The organism is Nonomuraea sp. NPDC048901 (assembly GCF_040649695.1).
GTDB lineage: Bacteria > Actinomycetota > Actinomycetes > Streptosporangiales > Streptosporangiaceae > Nonomuraea.
The window spans coordinates 404,204-426,846 of sequence record NZ_JBEZFW010000002.1 but is presented as its reverse complement, the minus strand read 5'-3'; the positions used below and the strand labels follow the sequence as shown (position 1 = coordinate 426,846).

22 protein-coding genes and 1 pseudogene are annotated in these 22,643 nt (G+C 69.2%); 17 read left to right on the top strand and 6 right to left on the bottom strand.

Going from position 1 to position 22,643, the window contains the following annotated elements:
* Positions 1–86 precede the first annotated feature (86 nt).
* A complete protein-coding gene (locus tag AB0C30_RS07085) occupies positions 87–560 on the top strand; it encodes a MarR family transcriptional regulator (protein WP_357940510.1) in 474 nt (157 codons plus the stop codon).
* A gap of 193 nt (positions 561–753) precedes the next feature.
* On the opposite strand, the gene AB0C30_RS07080 is transcribed toward AB0C30_RS07085, so the two are convergent.
* The 3 genes and pseudogenes from AB0C30_RS07080 to AB0C30_RS07070 all read right to left on the bottom strand — a co-directional run bounded on the left by AB0C30_RS07080 (position 754) and on the right by AB0C30_RS07070 (position 3,534).
* Positions 754–1,176 (bottom strand): antibiotic biosynthesis monooxygenase family protein, encoded by a 423-nt coding sequence (locus AB0C30_RS07080; protein WP_225289055.1) that lies wholly within the window; start codon positions 1,174–1,176, stop codon positions 754–756.
* Positions 1,177–1,855: 679 nt separating this feature from the next.
* Positions 1,856–2,593: pseudogene (locus tag AB0C30_RS07075) on the bottom strand (SDR family NAD(P)-dependent oxidoreductase).
* Positions 2,594–2,625: 32 nt separating this feature from the next.
* Positions 2,626–3,534 (bottom strand): hypothetical protein, encoded by a 909-nt coding sequence (locus AB0C30_RS07070; protein WP_357940508.1) that lies wholly within the window; start codon positions 3,532–3,534, stop codon positions 2,626–2,628.
* Positions 3,535–3,649: 115 nt separating this feature from the next.
* Between AB0C30_RS07070 and AB0C30_RS07065 the strand changes: the two genes are divergently transcribed.
* The 12 genes from AB0C30_RS07065 to AB0C30_RS07010 all read left to right on the top strand — a co-directional run bounded on the left by AB0C30_RS07065 (position 3,650) and on the right by AB0C30_RS07010 (position 13,289).
* Complete coding sequence (locus tag AB0C30_RS07065) at positions 3,650–4,288, top strand: hypothetical protein (protein WP_357940506.1); 639 nt, start codon at positions 3,650–3,652, stop codon at positions 4,286–4,288.
* The gene (locus tag AB0C30_RS07060; protein WP_357940504.1) at positions 4,222–4,452 is read left to right on the top strand and encodes a hypothetical protein; all 231 of its coding nucleotides are present in this window, start codon (positions 4,222–4,224) and stop codon (positions 4,450–4,452) included. Before AB0C30_RS07065 ends, AB0C30_RS07060 begins: the two co-directional genes overlap by 67 nt.
* A complete protein-coding gene (locus AB0C30_RS07055; protein WP_357940502.1) occupies positions 4,445–6,091 on the top strand; it encodes a ferritin-like domain-containing protein in 1,647 nt (548 codons plus the stop codon). Before AB0C30_RS07060 ends, AB0C30_RS07055 begins: the two co-directional genes overlap by 8 nt.
* A 20-nt stretch (positions 6,092–6,111) precedes the next feature.
* The gene (locus AB0C30_RS07050; RefSeq protein ID WP_357940500.1) at positions 6,112–6,828 is read left to right on the top strand and encodes an alpha/beta hydrolase; all 717 of its coding nucleotides are present in this window, start codon (positions 6,112–6,114) and stop codon (positions 6,826–6,828) included.
* Between the two features lie 42 nt (positions 6,829–6,870).
* Positions 6,871–7,785, top strand: a complete 915-nt coding sequence (locus AB0C30_RS07045; protein WP_357940498.1) for an RNA polymerase sigma-70 factor — start codon at positions 6,871–6,873, stop codon at positions 7,783–7,785.
* A 79-nt stretch (positions 7,786–7,864) separates the two neighbouring features.
* Positions 7,865–8,503: a hypothetical protein gene (locus tag AB0C30_RS07040; protein ID WP_357940495.1), complete on the top strand. Its 639-nt coding sequence runs from the start codon at positions 7,865–7,867 to the stop codon at positions 8,501–8,503.
* 164 nt (positions 8,504–8,667) lie between these two features.
* Positions 8,668–8,895, top strand: a complete 228-nt coding sequence (locus AB0C30_RS07035; RefSeq protein ID WP_357940493.1) for a helix-turn-helix transcriptional regulator — start codon at positions 8,668–8,670, stop codon at positions 8,893–8,895.
* A 72-nt stretch (positions 8,896–8,967) separates the two neighbouring features.
* Positions 8,968–9,720: an SDR family oxidoreductase gene (locus AB0C30_RS07030; protein ID WP_357940491.1), complete on the top strand. Its 753-nt coding sequence runs from the start codon at positions 8,968–8,970 to the stop codon at positions 9,718–9,720.
* A gap of 9 nt (positions 9,721–9,729) precedes the next feature.
* On the top strand, positions 9,730–10,017 hold the full coding sequence (locus AB0C30_RS07025; protein ID WP_357940489.1) for a cupin domain-containing protein: 288 nt from the start codon (positions 9,730–9,732) through the stop codon (positions 10,015–10,017).
* A gap of 133 nt (positions 10,018–10,150) precedes the next feature.
* Positions 10,151–11,170 (top strand): ferritin-like protein, encoded by a 1,020-nt coding sequence (locus tag AB0C30_RS07020; protein ID WP_357940487.1) that lies wholly within the window; start codon positions 10,151–10,153, stop codon positions 11,168–11,170.
* Positions 11,171–11,193: 23 nt separating this feature from the next.
* Entirely contained in the window at positions 11,194–12,186 is a 993-nt protein-coding gene (locus AB0C30_RS07015; RefSeq protein WP_357940485.1) for an alpha/beta hydrolase, read from the top strand.
* Positions 12,187–12,188: 2 nt separating this feature from the next.
* Entirely contained in the window at positions 12,189–13,289 is a 1,101-nt protein-coding gene (locus AB0C30_RS07010) for a hypothetical protein (RefSeq protein ID WP_357940483.1), read from the top strand.
* Between the two features lie 171 nt (positions 13,290–13,460).
* Here the strand turns inward: AB0C30_RS07010 and AB0C30_RS07005 are convergent, their stop codons facing one another.
* On the bottom strand, positions 13,461–13,793 hold the full coding sequence (locus tag AB0C30_RS07005; protein WP_357940481.1) for a YnfA family protein: 333 nt from the start codon (positions 13,791–13,793) through the stop codon (positions 13,461–13,463).
* 369 nt (positions 13,794–14,162) lie between these two features.
* A complete protein-coding gene (locus AB0C30_RS07000) occupies positions 14,163–14,372 on the bottom strand; it encodes a hypothetical protein (protein ID WP_357940479.1) in 210 nt (69 codons plus the stop codon).
* 138 nt (positions 14,373–14,510) lie between these two features.
* Here AB0C30_RS07000 and AB0C30_RS06995 point away from each other — a divergent pair, with 138 nt between their 5' ends.
* Positions 14,511–14,807: a hypothetical protein gene (locus tag AB0C30_RS06995; RefSeq protein WP_357940477.1), complete on the top strand. Its 297-nt coding sequence runs from the start codon at positions 14,511–14,513 to the stop codon at positions 14,805–14,807.
* 150 nt (positions 14,808–14,957) lie between these two features.
* Here AB0C30_RS06995 and AB0C30_RS06990 read toward each other — a convergent pair whose 3' ends face one another.
* A complete protein-coding gene (locus AB0C30_RS06990) occupies positions 14,958–15,443 on the bottom strand; it encodes a GNAT family N-acetyltransferase (protein WP_357940475.1) in 486 nt (161 codons plus the stop codon).
* 260 nt (positions 15,444–15,703) lie between these two features.
* Between AB0C30_RS06990 and AB0C30_RS06985 the strand changes: the two genes are divergently transcribed.
* The 3 genes from AB0C30_RS06985 (at position 15,704) to AB0C30_RS06975 (ending at position 22,437) form a co-directional block, all read left to right on the top strand.
* A complete protein-coding gene (locus AB0C30_RS06985; RefSeq protein WP_357940473.1) occupies positions 15,704–17,941 on the top strand; it encodes a glycosyl hydrolase family 28 protein in 2,238 nt (745 codons plus the stop codon).
* A 189-nt stretch (positions 17,942–18,130) separates the two neighbouring features.
* The gene (locus AB0C30_RS06980) at positions 18,131–21,907 is read left to right on the top strand and encodes a S8 family serine peptidase (RefSeq protein ID WP_357940471.1); all 3,777 of its coding nucleotides are present in this window, start codon (positions 18,131–18,133) and stop codon (positions 21,905–21,907) included.
* A 38-nt stretch (positions 21,908–21,945) separates the two neighbouring features.
* Complete coding sequence (locus tag AB0C30_RS06975) at positions 21,946–22,437, top strand: hypothetical protein (protein WP_357940469.1); 492 nt, start codon at positions 21,946–21,948, stop codon at positions 22,435–22,437.
* The last annotated feature ends 206 nt before the right edge of the window (positions 22,438–22,643 follow it).

Below are 22,643 nucleotides of genomic sequence, written 5' to 3'. Positions count from 1 at the left end.
AACCCTCACGTGTTCAGGTTGATGTATCAACCCGGCCACCATACAGCGCCAGGTTGATACGTCAAGCAACGGGTAGAGTGGGCGTCATGGGATGGGAGCAGGAACTCGGCGAGACCGACCGGATGTGGCGCACGTACATCGAAATGGCCAAGCACCTCGGCTCGCACCTGCAGCAGCACCTGCAGCGCGAGTGCGACCTGTCCGCGGCCGACTTCGAGGTCCTGGTCCGGCTCACGGAGTCGGAGCGGCGGGAGATGCCCGTCGCGGAGGTGGCCGCCGCGACCCAGTGGGAGAAGAGCCGTCTGTCCCACCAGCTCACCCGGATGGCGCAACGCGGGCTGGTCGAGCGAGTGGACTCCAACGACCGCCGCTACCCCGACGTGCGGCTCACCGACAAGGGCTACACAGCGATCAACAAGGCAGTCCCCGAGCACACCGAGATGGTTCACGCCCTGGTCGTCGACGTGCTGGGGCCCGAACGGCTGGCCGGCTTCGCGCAGGCCTGCGCCGACGTGCTCCGCGCACTCGACGAGCACCGGGAGCGGGACTGCTCGTTGTGATCACGAAGTAGCCGTCGGCGTTGGGCACGGGCCCGCCCGACGCGGAAGGGACCGGCGCGTAGTCCGGAAGGCCGGGCGAGTCGGTCGCGGCAGCGGTGCCCGAGAACCGCCGAGCAGCGAGGCGGCGGTGGGAACTGCGGCGGCGACCGACGTGCGCCTCAAGAACGTGCGGCGGTTGGTTGTGCTCGTCTCTTCAGGAGGGGTGAAGTTCGACAACGACGCGATAGCTGGCAGGTTCTGAGGTGATGTGAAGGCCCGGATCGTCGAACATGCGCTGCAGCGAGGCATGCCACTCGGGATTGCCGGTGGCTTTGTCGAGCGCGGTGCCCGAGGTCCACTCGGCGATGTGGACGAACCGCGCCTCAGGGGCGTCGGCGAGTGGCCTGTGCAGGCGGGAGCGGAGGAAGCCGGGCTGGGTCGACATGATCCGGGCGTTCTCCTGGTACACCTCGACGAAATAGTCGGCTTCGTCCGCCGGCACGGTGTAGCTCTTGATCACAGTTACTGGCCCGTCAACGCCGGTCTTCGATTCCAGGGATTGACTCATACCCATGGAGACCGGCGACGCCTCGAATTTGTGACACCAGCCGGCTGTTGACCTCGATGCCTCAGCCATCAAGCCGACTCGGGTGAGGGCCTCCGCTTGGCGGTGGTTTTCGCCTGACCATCCGTTTTGTGTTTCCGTACGGCGTGTCGTGGACGCCCGAGGCGCTTGGGTGGGCGTCGGCTTCCATGGGCCCAGGGCGGTGTGGTCACTCCTTCCGTGCTCGGCGGGGTGTCTTTGCGCTGGTCAGCCGGGTGCTGGGAGCGCACAAAGGCTTTTCGGGCAGGTGAGGAACGCGCTCTTCCAGGGCCAGATGGCGCTGATCTTCAAGATCCTGGGGCGGGCGTGGGTACGCGGCCAAGTCTCCACGGCTTGGTGGCATCCCGGTTGCGCCGCATGGCCTCTCCTTCTAATAGGGGGAGCGCGCACGTACGCCCTCACGTGCGTGATCGCTGGAGTGACCGCGTCACACCCGCCGCCTCGCGGGGGACGACGGGAGCGGCCATGGACCGTCCCTGCGTGCGCGGGGGGCACGGGCACGTAATGCGTGCCAATGAGCCGGTCGAGGGACCATCCCCGCGGCTGAGGTTGAAGCCATCCGCGCCTCCGCCGCCCAGCAGCGCATGCGTACAGCCCTGGCCGAGTGGGAGGAGGCGGACGCCGTCGCCTGGGAAGCACTCGCTCGCGCGGACGACGGCGACCGCCCGCGCTGAGCAATCCGAGCAGACCGCCGAGGGCCGGTGTCACTCCCCTATTGGATCTGGTCGGTCGGGCGGATGAGGATCTCGTTGACCGCGACGTGCTCCGGCTGGGTGACCGCGTACACGACGGCGTTGGCGATGTCCTCGGGCTGCAGGGTGCGCATGGAGGCGGCCATGTTCTGTGCGGCGGCCCGCATCGTGGGGTCCGTGTTGTGGCCGGTCAGCTCGGTGGCGACGAAGCCGGGCTCGATGGCCACGACACGCACACCCCGGGTGGTGACCTCCTGCCGCAGCGACTCGGAGAAGGCGGTGATGCCGAACTTCGTCGCGGCATACACACCGGCGTAGGCCGACGCGATCCGGCCCGAGGTCGAGGAGACCTGCACGATCGTGCCCCTGCGCTCCAACAGGTGGGGCAGACTCGCATGGACCATCTACATCGAGCCGAGCAGGTTGGTCTCGACCATGCGGGTCCATTGCGTGATGTCCGCACCCACGATCGGGCCGTTGAGCATCACCCCGGCGTTGTTCACCAGGACGTCCAGGGCGCCGAAGCGCTCGACGGTCGCCGCGACCGCGGCCCGCACCGACTCTTGGTCGGTCACGTCCAGTTCGAGGGCCAGCACCTCACCGGGCGCCTTGCGCGCCAGCGACTCCAACCGGTCGGCACGCCGGGCCCCGACCGCGACACGTGCCCCTTCCGCTGAGAGGGCCAGCGCAGTGGCCTCGCCGATGCCCGACGACGCTCCAGTGACGAGGACGACCAGTCCATTCAACGTGTTGCTCATGGCTTCCTTTCCGGAGGGGTTCACAGGTTTCGTCATGCCGCAATAGCTCGGCCGTGCTCAGGACGGGCGAGGAGCGCGGCGGTACTTGCATTGAGCGAGCTCTTCGTCGTCCACCAGGACGAGCACCGGCTTGCCGGGGCCACACAGCATGGTGGCCGTGAAACGGACCGGGAGTCCTCGCGGTTGTCGCCGTCTTGATAACGGCTCACGTCACTACCAGGAGTGCGGGTGCGGCGGCGCCGATCTTCATCGGGATCCCTTTCATCCGCCGGGCCACCTGATTGCGCCCGGTCGCCAGCTAAGACCGGACAGCCTCCAGGCCTGTGACAGCTGCCCTTCCGGCACCGCAGCGCGACGCCCTCGAGACGGTCTTTGGGATACGAGGGGGAACGCCGCCCGAACGCTTCCTGGTCGCGCTGGCCGTACTGAGCCTGCTGTCTGACGCCTCGGAGAAGGGTCCCCTGCTCTGCGTGGTCGACGACGCGCAGTGGATGGACCGGGCCTCGAGGCAGGTCCTCGGCTTCGTCGCCCGGCGGCTCCTCGCGGAGTCTGTCGCCCTCGTCTTCGGTTCTCGCGAGCGGTCCCAGGACCTGCTCGGACTGCCGGAGCTCGAGGTCACAGGCCTGACAGCGGAAGACGCGCACGCCCTGCTGACCTCGGTGACGCACGTCCAGATCGATCAGTACGTCCGCGACCGGTTCGTGGCCGAGACCAGGGGAACCCCGCTGGCCCTGCTGGAGCTGCCGCGTGATCTGGCGGGCGGGTTCGGCCTCCTGGATGCCGAGACGCTGCCTGGCCGGATCGAGCAGAGCTTCCTGGACAGGATGGACGGCCTGCCCGCGCAGACCCGGCTGCTCCTGCTGGTCGCGGCGGCCGAGCCGGTCGGCGACCCCTCGCCGGGAGAGCATCCCGCCGATTCCCGCCGAGATCGCGGCGCTCATGCGCGAGGTCTCGACCGTGGGAAAGCTCGTCCAGTAGCCGGATCTTGTCACAAATGCCGGGGCTGTCCTGTCTTAGCTGGCGATCGGGCCACATCACTGAACGGGGGAAGTTGTTGTGACCGCGTTGGCGATGGTCGCCGAGTTCGACGATGTCGCGGGCTGGACCGCCGACGCCGTCGAGCTGCTCGGGAAGCGGCATGCCGTACCGGCTGCCTGCCGTGGCAGCGCGAGCCCCGCGGCGCTGGCATGGCTGGCCGAGGCGTGCGAGCTGGCGCCCGGGATGCGGCTGCTCGATGTGGGCGCGGGAGTCGGCGGGCCGGCGGCCTGGGCGGCCGAGCGGTTCGGGGTCCGGCCAATCCTGATCGAGCCGATGCCGACCGCCCCGCAGGTTCTCCAGGCCCCCGACGGCAACCACTTTCCCACCTGCCGGGAGCTCGACGCGCTGCTCGAAGGCGCCGGGTTCGAGGTTCTCGAGCAACTCGACCAGCCCGGCCGGGCGCCTCTGTCGTGGTCGCGGCGCGCCGACCAGGTCGCCGCGGTAGTCGCCCGCCGCCACCAGGCTGATCCCGCCTACGCGCTCGCTGCCCGCCAGGGCGAGCGCTTCGCCCGCCTGTTCGCCACCGGCCAGATCGCCGTCCGGCTGATCCACGCGGTCAGCAGGCCGGCCGTACAACCCATGGAGGAGACATGTGCACCCCGAACGGTGAGAACGAGGTCCTGTACCAGCTCCACGTCGAGATCGAGGAGGAGCTGATCATCGCCGAAGCCAGCCACCCGGAGGAGGAGATGGAGCGGCCGGTCACCGAGTGGCTGTACGACCCGGCGGACGTCGAGCGCGAGGAGATCGCTCTGCGGGTGCTGCGCGACGCGGTCGTGGTGCTGGAGGACGGCTCGCGGCCGGGTGGCGACGTTGCCTGAGCCACGGATCGACACGCTCGACAGCCTCCGCGAGCACCTGCAGTGGGCGATCGAGCTGGAGCACGCGACGCTGCCGCCGTACCTGACTGCGCTGTACTCCCTCGACCCGGAGCGCAACCCGGCGGCCGTCGAGGTGCTGAGCAGCGTCTTCGTGGAGGAGATGCTGCACCTGGCGCTGGCGGCGAACCTGCTCAACGCCGTCGGCGGCGCCCCGCGGCTCGACACGCCCGAGATGCTGCCGCCTCACCCCCGCAAGCTGCCCCACGGCGACCTCGAGCTGTCGCTGGTGCCGTTCGGCCCGGAAGCGCTGGAGATGTTCCTGCGCCTGGAACAGCCCGCACCGCCCGGAGCCCCGCCGGAAGACGATAACTACGAGTCCATCGGGCAGTTCTACGCGGCGATCGAGCAGGGGTTGCGCTACTTGTGCGACACGCTCGGCGAGAAGGAGGTCTTCTCCGGCGACCCGGACCGGCAGGTGAGCGGCGGCCACTTCCGCCACACCGGCGGCAGGCTGGTCGCCGTCACCGACCTCGCCTCCGCGCTGGACGCGCTTGAGGAGATCGTCGAGCAGGGAGAGGGCACCGCCCGCAGCGAGGTCTGGGACGGTGACCAGGACGAGGTCGCCCACTACTACCGCTTCATGGAGCTGAAGCTCGGCCGCCGCTACCGGCGCGGGGACACCCCTGAGTCCGGGCCCACCGGTGAGATGCTCTCGGTGGATCTCACCGGGGTGTTCCCCATGACGCCCAACCCTGCGGACCGCGCCGCGCAGGAGGAGTTCAACCACACCTACTGCGCGATCCTCCATCTGCTGGAGCTCGCCTTCAACGGAAGCCCGAGGATGCTCGCCGTCGCCACCGGTGAGATGTACGCGCTCAAGGCCCAGGCGCAGGAGCTGATGCGGCGGGGCGGCCCGACCTTCGAGTACGTCCCGCCCGAGCTGCGCCGCTGGAGCGCGGGCGACCACCAGCGGATCGTCGTGCTCCGCAACGGGCCGTACGTCGTGTACGGCCGCATCCCCCTGCGGCGCAAGCGGAAGATCGTCTCCGCCGAGCAGAAGAACGCGCTCACCTGGAAGACCAGCGAGCCGCTGGAGACCGAGGAGACCTATGCGCTGTGCCGCTGCGGCCATTCGGGCGCCAAGCCGTTCTGCGACGGCACCCACGCCGCGATCGGCTTCGACGGCACCGAGGCCGCGCCGATGCGGCCCTACCAGGAGCTGCAGCACGTACACGACGGCGTCGGCATCTCCGCGCAGCGGGTCGGCGAGCTGTGCGTCCACGCCGCCTTCTGCATCGGCCGCGCCAGGCCCATCGCCAAGATGCTCGACGACACCGCCGACAGCGACGTGCGCTCCGACGTCATGGGCCGCATCGATCACTGTCCCTCCGGCTCCTACAGCTACGCACTCGAACGCGGCGGAGAGACGATCGAAGCCGACCTCCCGCGCGCCATCTCGGTGCTGAAGGAGGAGGACGGCCTGGCCAGCGCGCTGTGGGTGACCGGCGGCATACCCATTACCCGGTCAGACGGCCGGCCCGTGGAGACCAGGAACCGGATGACGCTGTGCCGTTGCGGCCACTCCGGCAACAAACCGCTGTGCGACGGCACCCACCGCGAGATCGGCTTCCACGAGTGAACAACCAGAAAGGCAATCCTATGAACCAACCCGTCGTCCTCCTCGTCCACGGCGCCTTCGCCGAGTCGGCCAGCTGGAACCGCGTCATCCAGCGCGTGCGCAGCAACCAGCTCACCACGGTCGCCGTGGCCAACCCGCTGCGCAGCGTGGAGGGCGACGCCGCCTACCTGCGCGACGTGATCAACGGCATCGGCGGCCCTGTCGTCCTGGCCGGTCATTCCTACGGCGGCATGGTGATCAGCCAGGCGGCGGCGGGCAACCCAGCCGTGCGCGCCCTGGTCTACGTCGCCGCCTTCGCTCCCGAGCCCGGCGAGAGCGCGCTGCTGCTGTCGAGCAAGTTCGAGGGCAGCACGCTCGGCCAGGCGCTGCAGGCCTACCCGGTGGCCTCCGGCGGCAACGAGCTCCGCATCGACCCCGCGAAGTTCCACCGCCAGTTCTGCGCCGACCTCGACACCGAGGAGGCCGCGCTGATGGCCGCGACCCAGCGGCCGGTGACCGAGCGCGCCCTGTCCGACGGGCTCGCCGTCGACGAGGCGCCCTGGCGCACCATCCCGTCCTGGTTCGTCCACGGCGACGAGGACCTCAACATCCCGGCCGCCGCACTGCGCTTCATGGCCGAGCGTGCGGACTCTCGCGGCACCCGCGAGGTCGCCGGCGCCTCCCACGCGCTCGCGGCCTCCCAGCCCGACGCCGTGACAGCGACCATCCTCGACGCTGCCGCCCACGCGCGAGGCTGACGAACCCCTGCCCAGGCCAACGGGCGAATCGATGTGGGGCACATGAACGCGGAATCCCCGGAACAGGCGAACGCTCTCGATCGAGCGGCGTCCGCCTTCGTCGAGCTGCGCCCGCGGCTGTTCGGCATCGCCTACCGGATGCTGGGCAGCGCGGCCGAGGCCGAGGACATCGTCCAGGAGGTGTGGCTGCGCTGGCAGGGCACCGACCGCGAGACAGTCGAGAACCCGCCGGCCTTCCTCGCGCTGGTCACCACCCGGCTGGCCATCAACCTGGCCCGGTCCGCGCGCGTGCGGCGCGAGTCCTACATCGGCCCCTGGCTGCCGGAACCCGTGGACACCAGTCTGGACCCCACCGTCGGCGCCGAACGCGGCGAAGCGCTGGAGCCGGCCTTCCTGCTGCTGATGGAGAGGCTCAATCCCACCGAGCGCGCCGCTTACGTCCTGCGCGAGGCCTTCGACTACCCCTATCCGCAGATAGCGGAGATCCTGCGGCTCACCCCGGTCAATGTCAGGCAGATCGTGAGCCGTGCCCGCAGGCGCCTGACCGCCGTACGCCACAAGCCCATCGACAGGCTCCAGCACCGGCGCATTCTGGAGACGTTCCTCGACGCCGCCCAGACGGGAAATGTCGGCGCCTTGGAGGAGCTCTTCGCCGCCGACGTCGTCAGCTCCTCCGACGGCGACGGCATCAGGGGATCGGCCAAGTTCCCCGTGCTGGGCAATGAGCGGGTGGCCAGGTTCGTGGCCGCGTTCTCACCGCGGTTCTGGCCGGGCACCGCCATCACGTGGGTTGAGATGAACGGGCTGCCAGGCGTGCTCGTCACCCGGGGCGGCAGCGGCGTCGCCCTGCTCGCCATCGAGGCCTCCAGGGAGGGGATCCACCACCTGTTGTGGATCCTCAACCCGGCCAAGATCGAGGCCTTCGAGCGGTCTCGTAGCCGCTTTGTCACAACGTAAGGGGGCCATCCGGTCTTATCTGCCAACAACGAAGGAGGCGGCAGACCATGACCGAGGCGGGCCCGAGTCGCTGGCGGAGATGCTTGACGAACGGCAGCACCTGCTCGAGATCGCCCTGTGGATGTTCGGCTCGGACACCACGGCCGACCACGTCGTCCAGGAGACCTATCGCCGCTGGTACGCCCTTGACCAGGAGGAGCGCGCCGCCATCGCGGTGCCACGCGCCTGGCTGACGCGGACAGCGGGCAGCATCTGCCTGGAGCTCCTCGCCGACCCCGACCACGTGCCCGGCGGCCCGGTGACTCCGGCCCAGCCCGTGCCCGGTCCGACCTCGCACCAGGCCGGATACGGCCAGGCGATGCTCGCCAGGCACGAGCGGGTGGCCCGCAGGTTCGCCGCGGCCTGCCAGGCAGGCGATACCGAGGCGCTGCGGGAAGTCCTGGCCGCCGACGCGATCGTCGTCAGCGATGGCGGCGGCAAGGTGTGCGTCGCCGTACGGCCGACTTACGGCGCGGAGGCGGTCACGCGGGTCGTCACGGCGTTGCTGATCGACCAGCCAGAAACCGAGCCGGCCATCGGGTCGGTGAACGGCAGGACGGGGCTCGTCCTGCGGCGGGCGGGCAGGGCCGTGGCGGTGGTCAGCGTGAGCGTGGCCGGAGCCGAGGTCACGGCGGTATGGATCATCCTCAACCCCGACAAACTCCAGCGTTGGCGCTGAAGGGCATACCAGATCCTCTCCACTGACCACGACTACAACGGGGCGGAATTCAAGCCGCTCTACTCCACGCCCGTCGCCGTGACCGGCGGCGGTTCCTTACACGGATGGGCGAGCGGCCAGGCCAGATCCGCTGACGGCGGCTGGGCGAGCGCCGCTCGCGCGCGGTGTCCGGCAGGCCGACCACGGGCTGGGACAGCCTGACCGCCTCCGAGCTGCACATCGTCAGGCTCGTCGCGGGCTGCGCCACCAACAAGCAGGTCGCCGATCGGCTCTACCTGTCGCCGCACACGGTCAACACCCACCTGCGGCACGCCTTAACCAAGCTCGAGATCAGCTCGCGCGTCGCGCTCACCAGGCTCGTCCTCGAACAGGAGGCAGCCTGTCACAACTGAGAGGGGCTGCCTTGTCTTAGCTGACGACGGGGGGCGCACCACAGCGCCCCGAAAGCCAGAAGGGTGCCCACAATGAAAATCGTGGTGATCGGCGGGACCGGGCTCATCGGGTCGAAGCTGGTGAAGAAGCTGGGCGAGCACGGCCACGAGGCCGTGGCCGCGTCGCCGAACACCGGCGTCAACACGCTGACCGGCGAGGGCCTGGCCGAGGTGCTGAAGGGCGCCCAGGTCGTGATCGACGTGTCGAACTCGCCCTCGTTCGAGCGCGAGGCCGTCATGAAATTCTTCCAGACCTCCACCGGCAACCTGCTGGCGGCCGAGGCGGCCGCGGGCGTGGGCCACCACGTGGCGGTGTCGATCGTGGGGACCGAGCGGATGCCGGAAAACGGCTACTTCGCGGCGAAGATCGCCCAGGAGAAGCTGATCGAGAAGTCGGGCATCCCGTTCTCGCTGGTGCACTCCACCCAGTTCTTCGAGTTCGCCCGCGGCATCGCCGACGAGAGCACGGTCGACGGCAAGGTGCACATCGCGCCGGTGCTGTTCCAGCCGATCGCGGGCGACGACGTGGCCCAGGCGGTCGGCAGGACCGCGGTGGGGACGCCGCTGAACGGCCGGATCGAGATCGCCGGACCGACCCAGTACAAGATGGACGAGTTCTTCCGCAAGGCGCTGGCCGCCTGGGGCGACACCCGCGAGGTTCTCGCCGACCCGCAGGCGCGCTACTTCGGCAGTGTGCTCGGCGAGCGGTCGCTGGTGCCCGGTGAGGGCGCGCAGCTCGGCACCATCACCTACAAAGACTGGCTCGACCAGTCCACCGCGAAGTAGGGCCGGGCGATGGACAAGCCGCGATCGACCGCGTGGCAGACGGCGCTGACCGTGCTGCAGGAGGCACAGCCTCCGTTCATCCCCGAGGGCGCGCACGCGATGACCGTGGTCATCGAGTACCCGCCCGGAGACCCGGGCGCACCGCCGCATCGCCACCCGGGTCCCGCCTTCGGCGTCGTCCTCGAGGGCGAGAACACGGTCACCATGCTGTGCGAGCCGGGCAAGCCGATGTTCACGCTGGTGGAAGAGGCCGAGCCGGCCCAGCGCAAGGACCGCCGCGCGCCACGCCCGTCCTGAACCCCGGCGAAGTACCCGCAGCGTGACGGCACCGGCTGCCGTCATCGCTGCCTGATCCCTGGATCGAACCAGGCAGCCGGCCTATCGGCCGGCGGTCCGATCCGCCATGCCAACAACCCGAGGTATGACACGAATGAACCACGAACGACCGGTTCGGATCGACACGCTCGGCAGCCTCCGCGAGCACCTGCAGTGGGCGATCGAGCTGGAGCACGCGACGCTGCCGCCGTACCTGACTGCGCTGTACTCCCTCGACCCGGAGCGCAACCCGGCGGCCGTCGAGGTGCTGAGCGGCGTCTTCGTGGAGGAGATGCTGCATCTGGCGCTGGCGGCGAACCTGCTCAACGCCGTCGGCGGCACGCCGCGCCTGGACATGCCGGGGATGCTGCCGCCGCACCCGCGCAAGCTGCCGCACAGCGATCTGGAGGTGTCGCTGGTGCCGTTCGGCGCGGAGGCGCTGGAGATGTTCCTGCGCCTGGAGCAGCCGGCGGCACCTAGCGCGCCGCCGGAGGACGAGGGCTACGAGACGATCGGGCAGTTCTACGCGGCGATCGAGCAGGGGGTGCGCTACTTGTGCGACACGCTTGGCGAGAGGGTGGTCTTCTGCGGCGACCCGGCCCGGCAGGTGAGCGGCGCCCGCTTCCGTCACACTGCCGGATCGCTGTTCGCCGTCGAGGATCTGGAGTCCGCGCTCGGCGCGCTCAAGGAGATCGTCGAGCAGGGGGAAGGCAACGCCCGCAGCGAGGTCTGGGACGGTGACCAGGACGTCCTCCGCCCCGAGCGGGACGAGGTCGCCCACTACTACCGCTTCCAGGAGCTCAAGCTCGGCCGCCGTTACCAGCGGGGCGACACCCCGAACACCGGCCCGACCGGCGAGGAGGTCGGCGTCGATCCGGACGGCGTGCTCCCGATGACACCCAACCCGGGGCCCGCCGCGCAGGGCAGTGCCGTACGGGCGGCGCAGGATCTGTTCGACACCACCTACAGCACCCTGTTGTCCCTACTGGAGCAGGCATTCAACGGCGACCCGAAGCGGCTCACGGACGCCACCCGCACCATGTTCACGCTCAAGGCCCAGGCGCAGGCGCTGATGGCGCTGCCCGGCGGCGCCGGTCCCACCTTCGCCTACGTGCCGCGCGAAGCACGTAGCTGATCCATACCGAAAGAAGGCACATCATGAACAAGCACATCCTCGAGCCCGCCGCCTGGGAGGTGGCGCAGGCCACCTCGAAGCCGCCGTTCCTGTACGAGCTCGGCCCCGAGGGCGCCCGCAAGATCCTCGACGACCTGCAGGCCGCCCCGATCGCCAAGCCGGACGTGGACGAAAAGTGGATCGTCGTCCCCGCCGGGGTCGGCAACGTGCGGGTGCGGATCGTCAAGCCGGCCGGCTCGACGGGCACGCTCCCCGTCGTCCTGTACGTGCACGGCGGCGGCTGGGTCATCGGCAACGCGAGCACCCACGACCGGCTCGTGCGCGAGCTCGCCGTCGGCGCGAGCGCGGCCGTCGTCTTCGTCGAGTACGACCGCTCGCCCGAGGCCCGCTACCCGGTGGCCATCGAGCAGGCTTACGCCACCGCCCAGTGGATCGTGAAGTTCGGCGCCGAGGAGGGGCTGGACCCCTCCCGGCTGGCCGTCGCGGGCGACTCGGTCGGAGGCAACATGACCGCGGCGCTGACCATCCTGGCCAAGCAGCGCGGTGACGTGCACTTCGTGCACCAGTCGTTGTACTACCCGGTCACCGACGCCGGCCAGGACACCAACAGCTACCGCGAGTTCGCCGACGGGCCGTACCTGACGGCCAAGGCGATGGCCTGGTTCTGGGACGCCTACACCAGCGACCCCGCCCAGCGCGCCGAGATCACCGCCTCGCCGCTGCGCGCCTCCCTAGCCGACCTCGAGGGCCTGCCGCCCGCGTTCGTCATCGTCGACGAGAACGACGTGCTGCGTGACGAGGGCGAGGCCTACGCCCGCAAGCTGATCGCGGCCGGGGTGCCCACCTCCAGCGTCCGCTACAACGGCACGCTGCACGACTTCATGATGCTCAACCCCCTCCGCGCCACCGAGGCCACCAGCGCCGCCATGGCCCAGGCCATCGACGTCCTCAAGACCGCCTTGAAAGCCGGAGAATCTCGGCGAGAATCGGCGCCGGTGTTGTCGACCACGCGCTGATCTTGGTCTACTTCGCGATGGTCCTGCTGGTCGGGGTGGCCGCGCGAAGGAGAGTCTCCAGCAGCCTCGACTTCCTGCTCTCCGGGAGGTCGTTGCCCCCCTGGATCACCGGGCTCGCCTTCATCTCGGCCAACGGCGCGCGCTCGCCCATGTGCTCCCGGGTGGTGGCCGCGAGCCTCATCGGGTCGGTGTTGTCTCTGCTGCCCGGCCCTGTCGGCCAGCCCTCCAGTGACGCGACCGCGGCCACCTACAGGCTGGCCACCGATCACAGCAATGACGGTGTCCGCGCGATGGTGGCTCACCTGGAAGGACTGGATCGTGCGGTGCTGGCCGATGTGCTGGAAGACGTGCTCGATTTCGTGCCAGTCCTCATCGACACCCTGCGAGAAATGCGCGCAGGCTCCGAGACCGAATCCGGTGATGCGCCGGCAGGAGAGCCGGGCCCAGAAACCGCCTCAACCGTGAGCGCGGAACTGGCGATCCACCATGTGGCCGCCGGCATAGACGTGCTGCTAAGCCAGGAGAACGTCAGCGAGTTGCTCGCACAGGCCGAAGGCATCGCGAGCGGCGAGTGGCCGCTGCGTTGTGCGCTGTGTGACAAGCCGATCGGCGTCGCCGTGACGGCCGAGGTCAACCTGGGACTGGTGATCTCGACAACCGGCGGGCCGCAGTCTCCCGATCTGGTGATCCCGGCTTGGACGCATCCGTCCTGTGGGCGGGCGCGCGTCTGGGCGCAGGCCGCGTTGAACGCGGCTCCCCGCGATGCCGGGCTGCCCATCTGGGGGGACGATCCGGCGCCGCAGGGACTGGACGCCGGGCGGGAGCCGGACTGGTTCACCTCCAGCCGTGTCCGCCACCACAACGTGATCTATCCGCTGCTGGTCGTCCAGCCCGGCCAGCCTCACCCCTACGGCGCCCCCGGGCACGTGGCCGACATGCTGACGATGGGCCTGCGCCCGGTCGAACTGACACGCGAGCGGATCGACGAGGTCGCGGGCTGGCAAGTGCGGGTGGCCGCCGGCCAGCTGCTGGGCGCGGTCTACGACCGTTACCTGCACGGCACCGCCTTCCATGACGAGCTCAGCCCCGGCCACCCCGCATGAGCGAGCCATTCGAGATCGTCCCGCACGCGGTCCTGCCAGCGGACAGCGCACCGCTCTTGTCCTCCTACAGGGGCGGCCGGAGGGAGGCGGAGGGGAGTGACCTCCCCCGCGAAGGCGGTCGTGACTGTTTGTGTTCTCAGAAATGACTCATTTCTGAGAACGCCAGGCGGCTCAGCCGCGCGGCGCGTACATGATCACCAGGACGCCGGCCAGGCAGACCAGCGCGCCCATGACATCCCAGCGATCGGGCCGGAAGCCGTCGACGACCATGCCCCAGGCCAGCGATCCGGCGACGAAGACGCCGCCGTAGGCGGCCAGGATGCGGCCGAAGTTCGCATCCGGCTGCAGCGTGGCGACGAACCCGTACAACCCCAGGGTGATGACGCCGGCGCCGACCCAAGCCAGGCCGCGCTGCTCGCGGACGCCTTGCCAGATCAGCCAGGCCCCGCCGATTTCGGCGAGTGCGGCCAGGGCGAACAACACCAGGGAACGGACGATCGTCATGACAGGCAGTACAACGCATCCCAGCGGCCAGCCCCTCACCGGTCTGCCGGGGCTGGTGCAGCGTGGCGGGTGTTCAGCATCCGCAGCCGTTCCCGCTGCATCCGCAGCTTCCGACCGCGGCGGACCCGCCGACCGGGGCTCGGCCAGGTGGATCCGGCTACGGGCTGAGGTGTGCGGTCAACGCCGGTTGCCGCTGTCCGTACCGTCACAGCGAGCGTTTCAGGAAGGCCACGGCCGGCGATGCGCCGTAACGGCGCCGAGCCCCGTACGGGTCAGAGGCCGTCTCCCTGGAGGCCACCGGCCCTGTACGGCGGGTGGCGCCGGCCCGGCGGTGCCGTAAAAGAAGGGACAAAAGCATCGGGACGGAGGTCACGTGGCCACGTGGACGAAGTGCCCGCGGCGGGTGGGGAGGACGGCGGGACACGCGTCGGGCTCGTCGAGCCCGGCCAGGAGGATTTCGGCGAGTTGGCGGCGCTGAGAGCTGGTCAAGGTCATGGGCAGCACGATGGGCATCAGCTCGATGGCGTCGCCGGGTAGCTCGCGGACATGGCAGGGCAGGAGGAGAGAGGAGTGAAGCACGACCCCACTATCGCAGCCGCCACCGACAGATCGCGGCGACTTGGTCTCACCGAGACCTGAGTGACGCCTGGCCGACGCCGAAGGCGCGTGATTACCCCTCCTGACCTTGGGTAACAGGACCAGAACAAAGGGGGAATCATGATCAAAATGCTCCACAAAATGGGCATCCGGTCCAGTTACATGTACGCGGCCGGGGTCGCGTCGATCGGTGCGTCCATCGCGTCCTGGATGATGTCGAGGAACCTGGAGAAGGCCAGCCTCGCCCGCGCGGATCGCTGGGGGATCTTCGTCGGCCAGTGGGCGCCCACGTTCATCGCCCTGGGTGTCGCGCTCCGCATCGAGGAGACGCACATGGAGATCGACGAGGAAGCGAAGGTGGAGATGTTCGACCGCTCGTCCGGCGGTGTGCGCCCACGGACGCACGCGGGCACGTAACGCGCGCTGGACACATGGAGCGAACCGACCGCAGGCCGCCTCTCACCGAAGCGGCCTGCGGTCCGATGTCGAGAGACAGGCCAGCGCACGTGAGAAGGCCGGCGCACGTGAGAAGGCGGGCCCTCGAGAGAAGCCCAGCGACAGAGAGATCTAGCGCGGTTCGTCTGCGTACGCGGCCAGCTGCTTGAGCGGTTCGTCGGTCAGTCTGAACATCGTCCACTCGTCGAGCGGTACGGCGCCCAGCTTCCTGTAGAACCCGATGGCCGGTTCGTTCCAGTCGAGTACCGACCATTCGAGCCGGTGGTAGCCGCGTTCGGCGCAGATCCGGGCCAGCTCGGCCAGCAGTGCCTTGCCGTAGCCGGACCCGCGCATCCCGGGGCGGACGTACAGATCCTCCAGATAGATCCCGTGCGTCCCCCGCCAGGTCGAGAAGCTGAGGAACCACACCGCGAACCCGGCCACCTCACCGTCGTGTTCGACGACATGCGCGAACACGGCAGGCTCAGCGCCGAAGAGCACCTCGCGCAGCTGCTCCTCTGTCGCCCGCACCTCATGCGCGGCCTTCTCGTACGTGGCCAGTTCGTGCACGAGCTGGAGCATCGCGGGGACGTCGTCAACAGTGGCGCGGCGAATCATGGGCCTCAGAGTAGTAGGGGGAGGCAAACGCCAGAACACCGGAACCGGTTGCAGTGATTTCGGCGCTTATAGACCCGATGTTTTATGTCCGATAACCCCTCGATCTGGATGTTTCCAAATCCTATCCCTTGTCACATCCGACCTTTGAGCCTAGCTTGAGCGTCAGGTCTGCAACCGACTGTCAGGCAGGAGCACACACCCCCATGAGCGAATCCGCCTTACCAAGAGCAGCCGCATGGGTTGCCGCCGTCGTTCTGGCGATGTTCTCGATCGTCATCCCCGCTCAGCCCGCGGGGGCGCTGGCGGTGTTCAACGTCAAGGACTACGGAGCCACCGGCAACGGCTCCACGAACGACACCTCCGCCATCAACTCGGCCATCACGGCGGCCAACAGCGCCGGCGGCGGGACCGTACAGTTCCCGTCGGGCACCTACAAGTCCGCCAACACCATCCACATGAAGAGCAACGTCACCCTCCAGCTCGACGCCGGCTCCACCATCATGGGCGCCTCCAACGACGACTATGACGCGCCGGAGTCGAACCCGAACGACAACTACCAGGACTACGGGCACAGCCACTTCCACAACGCGATGATCTATGGCGACCGCCTCACCAACATCGGGTTCGTCGGGACGGGCACCATCGACGGCGGCGGCAACCTCATCACCGGCAACCCCAACTCCGGCGAGGCGGACAAGATCATCTCGCTCACCCGGTGCGACGGGCTGACGGTCAGCGGCATCCGCCTGCGGCGCGGCGGCCACTTCGCGATGCTCACCAACGCCTGCAACAACATCACCTCGGACGACCTGCGGATCGACACCGCCAGCGACCGTGACGGCTGGAACGTCATCAGCGCGCAGAACGTCACGATCCGCCGCCCGAACATCGCGGCCAACGACGACGCCCTCGTCTTCAAGAGCGACTGGGCACTCGGCCAGACCTACGCCAACGGGAACGTCACCGTCACCGACGCCCAGCTCTCGGCCGTGTGCTGCAACGCGCTGATGTTCGGCTCGGAGACCTGCGGCAACTTCACCGGCTACCACTTCGAGCGCATCTCCATCAACGGCTCGAACAAGTCAGGGCTCGGCATGGTGTCGATGGACGGCACGGTCATCTCCGACGTCCACTACAAGGACATCACGATGACCAACGTACGGGCGGCGATCACCGAGAAGATCGGCACCCGCAGACGATGCGGCGGCAGCCCCGGCGTTGGCCGCATCGAGAACATCACCTACGAGAACGTCACCTCCTCCGGCCAGAGCGGCAACAACTTCACCGCCACCCTGTGGGGCGAGTCGAACACCAGCAACCGGATCCGCAACGTCACGTTCACCAACGTCGACCTGACCGTCCCCGGCGGCAACGGCTGCATGGGCACCGGCGTGCCGAGCAACGACGCGACCAACTACAACCCGAACAGCATCGGCACCCGGCCGGCGTACGGGTGGTACATCCACAACGCGCACGACATCAAGTTCGTCGACAGCTCGGTCCAGTTCAACTCCAACGACTGCCGGCCCGCGGTGATCGCCAACACGGGCAGCACGGTGACCTTCGACCGGTTCACGGCCGAGCGGGGCAGCAACAGCCCGAATGACATGGTCTTCCAGACGATCACCGGCTATTGCGTCCAGAACAGCCAGAACACCGCCGGCGGGGCCCTGCGGGTCAGCGCCACCGGCTCTTCCGACAACTGTACGCCGGGCAACCCCGGCACCGAGTTCCTGGAGGCGGAGGACGCCACGATCTCCCAGGGCGTCGTGGAGTCCAACCACGCGGGCTTCAGCGGCACCGGCTTCGTCAACGGTGACAATCTGGTCGGCAGCTACGTGGAGTGGAGCGCGCCGGCGACGCAGGCGGGCAACACCACGCTGACCTTCCGCTACGCCAACGGCACCACGACCAACCGGCCGATGGACATCACGGTCAACGGCGTGCTGGTCGCCGACGAGTTCCCGTTCCCGCCGACCGGGGACTGGACCACCTGGCAGTCCGTGACGGTGACCGCGCCGTTCAACGCGGGGGCGAACGCCGTACGCGCCACCTCCACCACGGCCGGCGGCGGCCCGAACCTCGACTACCTCGACACCGAGGTGGCCGGGCCCGCGCCCACGGAGTACCAGGCGGAGAACGCGACGATCTCCCAGGGCGTGGTCGAGTCCAACCACGCGGGCTTCACCGGCACCGGGTTCGTGAACTATGACAACCTCGTCGGCAGCTATGTCGAGTTCGCGGTGACGGCCGCCCAGGCGGGCAACGCCACGGTGGTGCTGCGCTTCGCGAACGGCACCACGTCCAACCGGCCGATGGACATCACGGTCAACGGTGTCCTGACCTCCGACGAGCTGGCCTTCCCCGCCACCGGCGCCTGGACGACCTGGAGCACCGCCACGGTGACCGTCCCGCTCAACGCGGGTGCCAACGTGATCCGGGCGACCTCGACCACGGCCGGCGGCGGCCCGAACCTGGACAAGATCTCGGTCGCCTGAGCGAACCTTCCCCCTTCCGCCTTCCTGCGGGCGGAACGGACCGCCGCCCCGCCTCCACCGGCGGGGCGGCGGCTTCGTGAAGAGGTACCGGGAGCCCGGCGGCTCGGCGGCAACGGCGCGCGATATAAAGATCACCAAGCAAGGCGCGCCGCTTGGGAGCGCTCCCAAAAGACCAAAAGGACCTCTCTTTTGTTCCACAACCGCATCGCCGCGGTGTTCACCGGTATGGCACTCGTGCTCTGCACCGCCGCCACACCCAGCTCGGCGACCCCGCCCACCACGACCAACCCCGCAGAACCCACCAAGCCCAGCACCGTCACCCTGATCACCGGCGACGTCGTCGACTTCACGCCGGGCGAGAACGGCGAGCCGCCGAAATTAGCCACCCGGGCCGCGCCCCGGCCCGACGGCTCGACGGTGACGTTCGCCACGCTGCCCCACCGCGACGGAGGCACCCTGGTCATGCCGTCCGACGCCGCCGACCTGGTGGCCGCGGACACGCTCGACGAGGAGCTGTTCGACGTCGAGACACTCGTACGGGAGAACCGCGCCAAGGCGATCCCCCTGATCATCACGTACAGCGGCAACCCCGGCGCGAAGGCCGCCGAAGCCCTGCCCGGCACCGAGCGCACCCGGACGCTCGACATCATCCACGGCGCGGCCGTGACGGTGCGGACCACCGAGTCCGGCAAGCTGTGGTCAGCGCTCCAACCAGGAGCCACGCTCAAGAGCGGCATCTCCAAGATCTGGCTGGACCGCCGCGTCAAGGCGTCCCTCGACCAGAGCGTCCCGCTCATCGGCGCCCCCACCGCGTGGCAGAAGGGCTTCGACGGCGCCGGCACCAAGGTGGCGGTCCTCGACACCGGCATCGACGCCGGGCACCCCGACTTCGCCGGCCGCATCCTCGCCACCGAGAACTTCTCCACCACCCCGGACACCACCGACGTGGTCGGCCACGGCACCCACGTCGCCTCCACCATCGCCGGCTCCGGCGCGGCCTCCAACGGCAAGTACCGGGGAGTCGCGCCCGCCGCGTCGCTGCTCGTCGGCAAGGTGCTCGACGACGACGGCTACGGCGAGCTGTCCTGGCTGATCGCGGGCATGGAATGGGCCTCGGCCCAGGGCGCCGACGTGGTGAACATGAGTCTCGGCGTGTGCTGCGGAGACGGCACGGACCCGACGAGCCAGGCGGTCAACGAGCTGACGAAGAAGTACGGCACGCTGTTCGTCGCCGCCGCGGGCAACGAGGGCGAGCCCCAGACGGTGAGCGTCCCCGCCGCCGCCGACAAGGCGCTCGCGGTCGGCGCGGTGGACAAGGTCACCGGTACGACCCTGGCCCCCTTCTCCAGCATCGGGCCCCGCCTCGATGACGCCGCGGTCAAGCCGAACATCGTGGCTCCCGGCGTCAACATCGTCGCCGCCCGCTCCGGCACCTCCGGCCAGCCGTCCATTCCGGGCAACGACCGCTACACCTCCTTCAGCGGCACCTCGATGGCCACCCCGCACGTCGCGGGCGCCGCGGCGGTGCTGGCCCAGCAGCATCCCGACTGGGACGCCGACGAGCTGAGCGCCGCCCTCGTCTCCACCTCGGCGCGCAACGCGGAGCACAACTGGTTCGAGGAGGGCGGCGGACGGCTGGACCTCGGGCGCGCGGTCACCCAGAGCGTCTTCGCCGACCCGGTCGTCGACTTCCTCCGCCTCGAACGGGACAAGGGCAGCGTCACCAAGAAGGTCACGTACCGCAACACCGGCGCCGCGCCCGTCACGCTCGCGCTGAAGGCCGACACCCGCGCCTGGAGCGGCGGCCCCACCCCGGCGGGCGCGATCCGCCTGGGCGCGGAGACCGTCACCGTCCCCGCGAACGGCACCGCCACCGTCGACCTCACCGTGAACCCGGCCCTCGGCCCCGAGGGCGCCTACGGCGGCTGGGTCACCGCGACCGCGGGCGACGCCCGGCTGGCCACGCCCTTCAGCTACTACACCGGCCCGGACACGCACCTGCTGAAGATCTCCCTGACCAACTCGTACGGCGCCAAGGAGTTCTCCTCCCGTCCCGGCCAGGGCGGGCGGCTCGGGCCGCTGGTCTACATCGTCCCGCTGCGGCGGAGCAACAGCCCGGATGACCCCTTCCATCCGTACGCGTACTACTACGGCCGCCTCGACCTGACCGGGAACGGCGAGCAGTACCTCCCGGACGGCGACTACGAGGTGATCGCCGTCGCGAACGAGACCTACATGAGGACCCGCACCTCCCTGGTCATCCGCGACGTGACTCTGAAGGACGACCAGACCCTCGAGCTGGACGCCCGCGACACCGTCCCGCTCAAGCCGACCTCGCGCACCCCCATGGACGCCGAGGGTAAGGTCCAGTACGTCCGGACCTTCACCGACCGCCCCTCCCCCGTCACGATCACGGCGAGCACGGAGAACGGCAGGCACGTGGACCTGTACGCCACGCCGGTGTCGTCGGTCAAGGCGGGCACGATGAGCCTGTCGCACATGTGGCAGATGGAGCCCGGCGTGCTGGCCGGCGCCACGGCGGGCCGGCTCACCCTCGACCCGTCCTACGAGGTCGACACGGTCCGCTCGCTCATCACCAAACCCACCGCCTATCCCCTGGTCTACGCCGGTCAGGGCAGGCCGGCGGACTTCGAGGGCCTGGACCTCACCGGCAAGCTGGCCCTGGTGGGAGTGCCGCTGGGCGCCGGCCCGACGCCGTACAGCGACGCGACCCCGAGGATGGACGAGGCGTCCGCGCTGGCCAAACAGGGCGGCGCCGCCGGTTTCATCGGCTTCTACGACGCCGACGGGGCCGGGACGCGGCTGCCGGGCTTCGCCGACACCAGGTTCCTGCGGTTCGGGCTGGACGCGGCGCAGGGTCGCGCGCTGCGGGCCGTCGTCCAGCGTGGGGCGACCTCGCTGCGGCTCACGCCGTACTCCGGGGAGCCCTCTTTCTACCGGCTGCGGTACGACTCGAAGGGGAAGATCCCCCGCAAGCCGGAGAAGCTGGACCGGGACCGCCTGGCCCGCGTCGAGACCCGCTACCACGCCGACCAGCCGAACGCCCAGGGACACCTGCTGGTGACGACGTCCGCCGGTGCCGCCGAGCTGTCGTTCGGCCAGTGGGTGACGATGCCCTTCGAACGTACCGAGTACTACGGCCCGGTCCGCGACGACGTGCGCTGGTCACGCGCGATCGGCAACCAGGGCCTGGAGCTCAGGTCGCAGGACACGTTCGGGAGGGCGGGCCGTACGGACGAGGACTGGTTCAAGGCCCCGCTGGTGCCCGGCGCCGCCGTCGGGCCGGCGCCCTGCGCGCTGTGCCGGGACGGAGACCGGTTCGTACCCGCCGAGCAGTGGCTGGACTCGGACCCGCGCCACTACAGCGACCTGAGCACGGTCTCCTCCGCTCCCCGTCTGGTGGCGGGCGGCACCGAGATCCCGGTGCAAGGCTGGGGCCCCCGCTCGTTCACCGTGCCCGCTGGACCGTCGGCGTACCGGCTGGACACGGTGGACACCACCTACCGGACCTTGTCCCCCAAGGTGACCTCCGGCTGGCGGTTCACCTCGACGGGAGCGCCGTCCGGCAAGCCGCGCGACCATACGTGCAGCTTCGGTCCCGCCTGCGCGTTCCAGCCTGCTCTGGTACTCAGGTACGACCTGCCGGTGGACCTGCTCAACCGGGCCTCTTCCGGGCGGCCTTTCACCTTCGAGCTGACCGCCCGCCCGGCGGCGCGTTCGGCTTCGGAGGCACGCTCGGCCCGGGTGGAGTACTCCGTCGACGACGGCACCACCTGGCGCCAGGCCGAGAACGTGCGCAAGCTCGGCGACGGCCGTTTCCGAGTGCGCATCCTCCACCCAGCACTGGCCGCCACCAGCGGCTTCGTATCACTGCGGGTGAACGCTGAAGACAAGACTGGCGGCACGGTCACCCAGACCGTCGACCGCGCGTACGGCCTGAAGTAACCTCTTCGGCTTCGGCGGCCACGGGATGCTCGCGTTCCGTGGCCGCCTACCCACATGTCCAGTGCCAGCCGTTCCGGCACAATGGCAGCGAATTTGAGCCCGAGAACGGCGCGACGGTCGACGTTCGCGAGCATGACGACCTTGTCATGTCCCGCGCTGCACGTCGCGACACGCATGCTGGACTTCAGCAGCCTAAGGACACCCTGGCCTCGCCGGCTCCGGGACGTCAGCTCTTTCTTCACCCTGGAGGAGCTCCACTGGCCGGCACCTGGGTCGACCGCCGGGTGCTCTCCCAGTCGGCGGTCGACTGGCAACGGCATGCGGTCGAGCGTCTGTTCGGCGATGATCCAGCGCTCGGTTCAAAGGCTTTCCGTCGAGAGCTCCAGGACTGCCTACGCGCTACCCTGACCATCGCCAGTGACAGTCGCCGGAAGCTGCGCCACCTCATCGACCTGGGCCGGCCCGGATACCCCGAAAATTCCGCCGGGGGAGCCGCCATACATACGCCGAAGTCGTGGTGTCACTGGTAGAGCCACGACTGAAGTACCCGCACTACATGCTCAAGAAGAAGGACCGTCGATCACGGTGAGCTTCGGGAGTACTCGACGGCGCTCAGCAGCCGCGATGACGGCCACGTCGAGCAGACGGAGCGAAAGGCCCTCAAGGGGTGCTTTCTATGGCCTATCACGCCGATGTGAAGCGGGGGTGGCGTCCTTGATCTACAGTGACAGTTCGG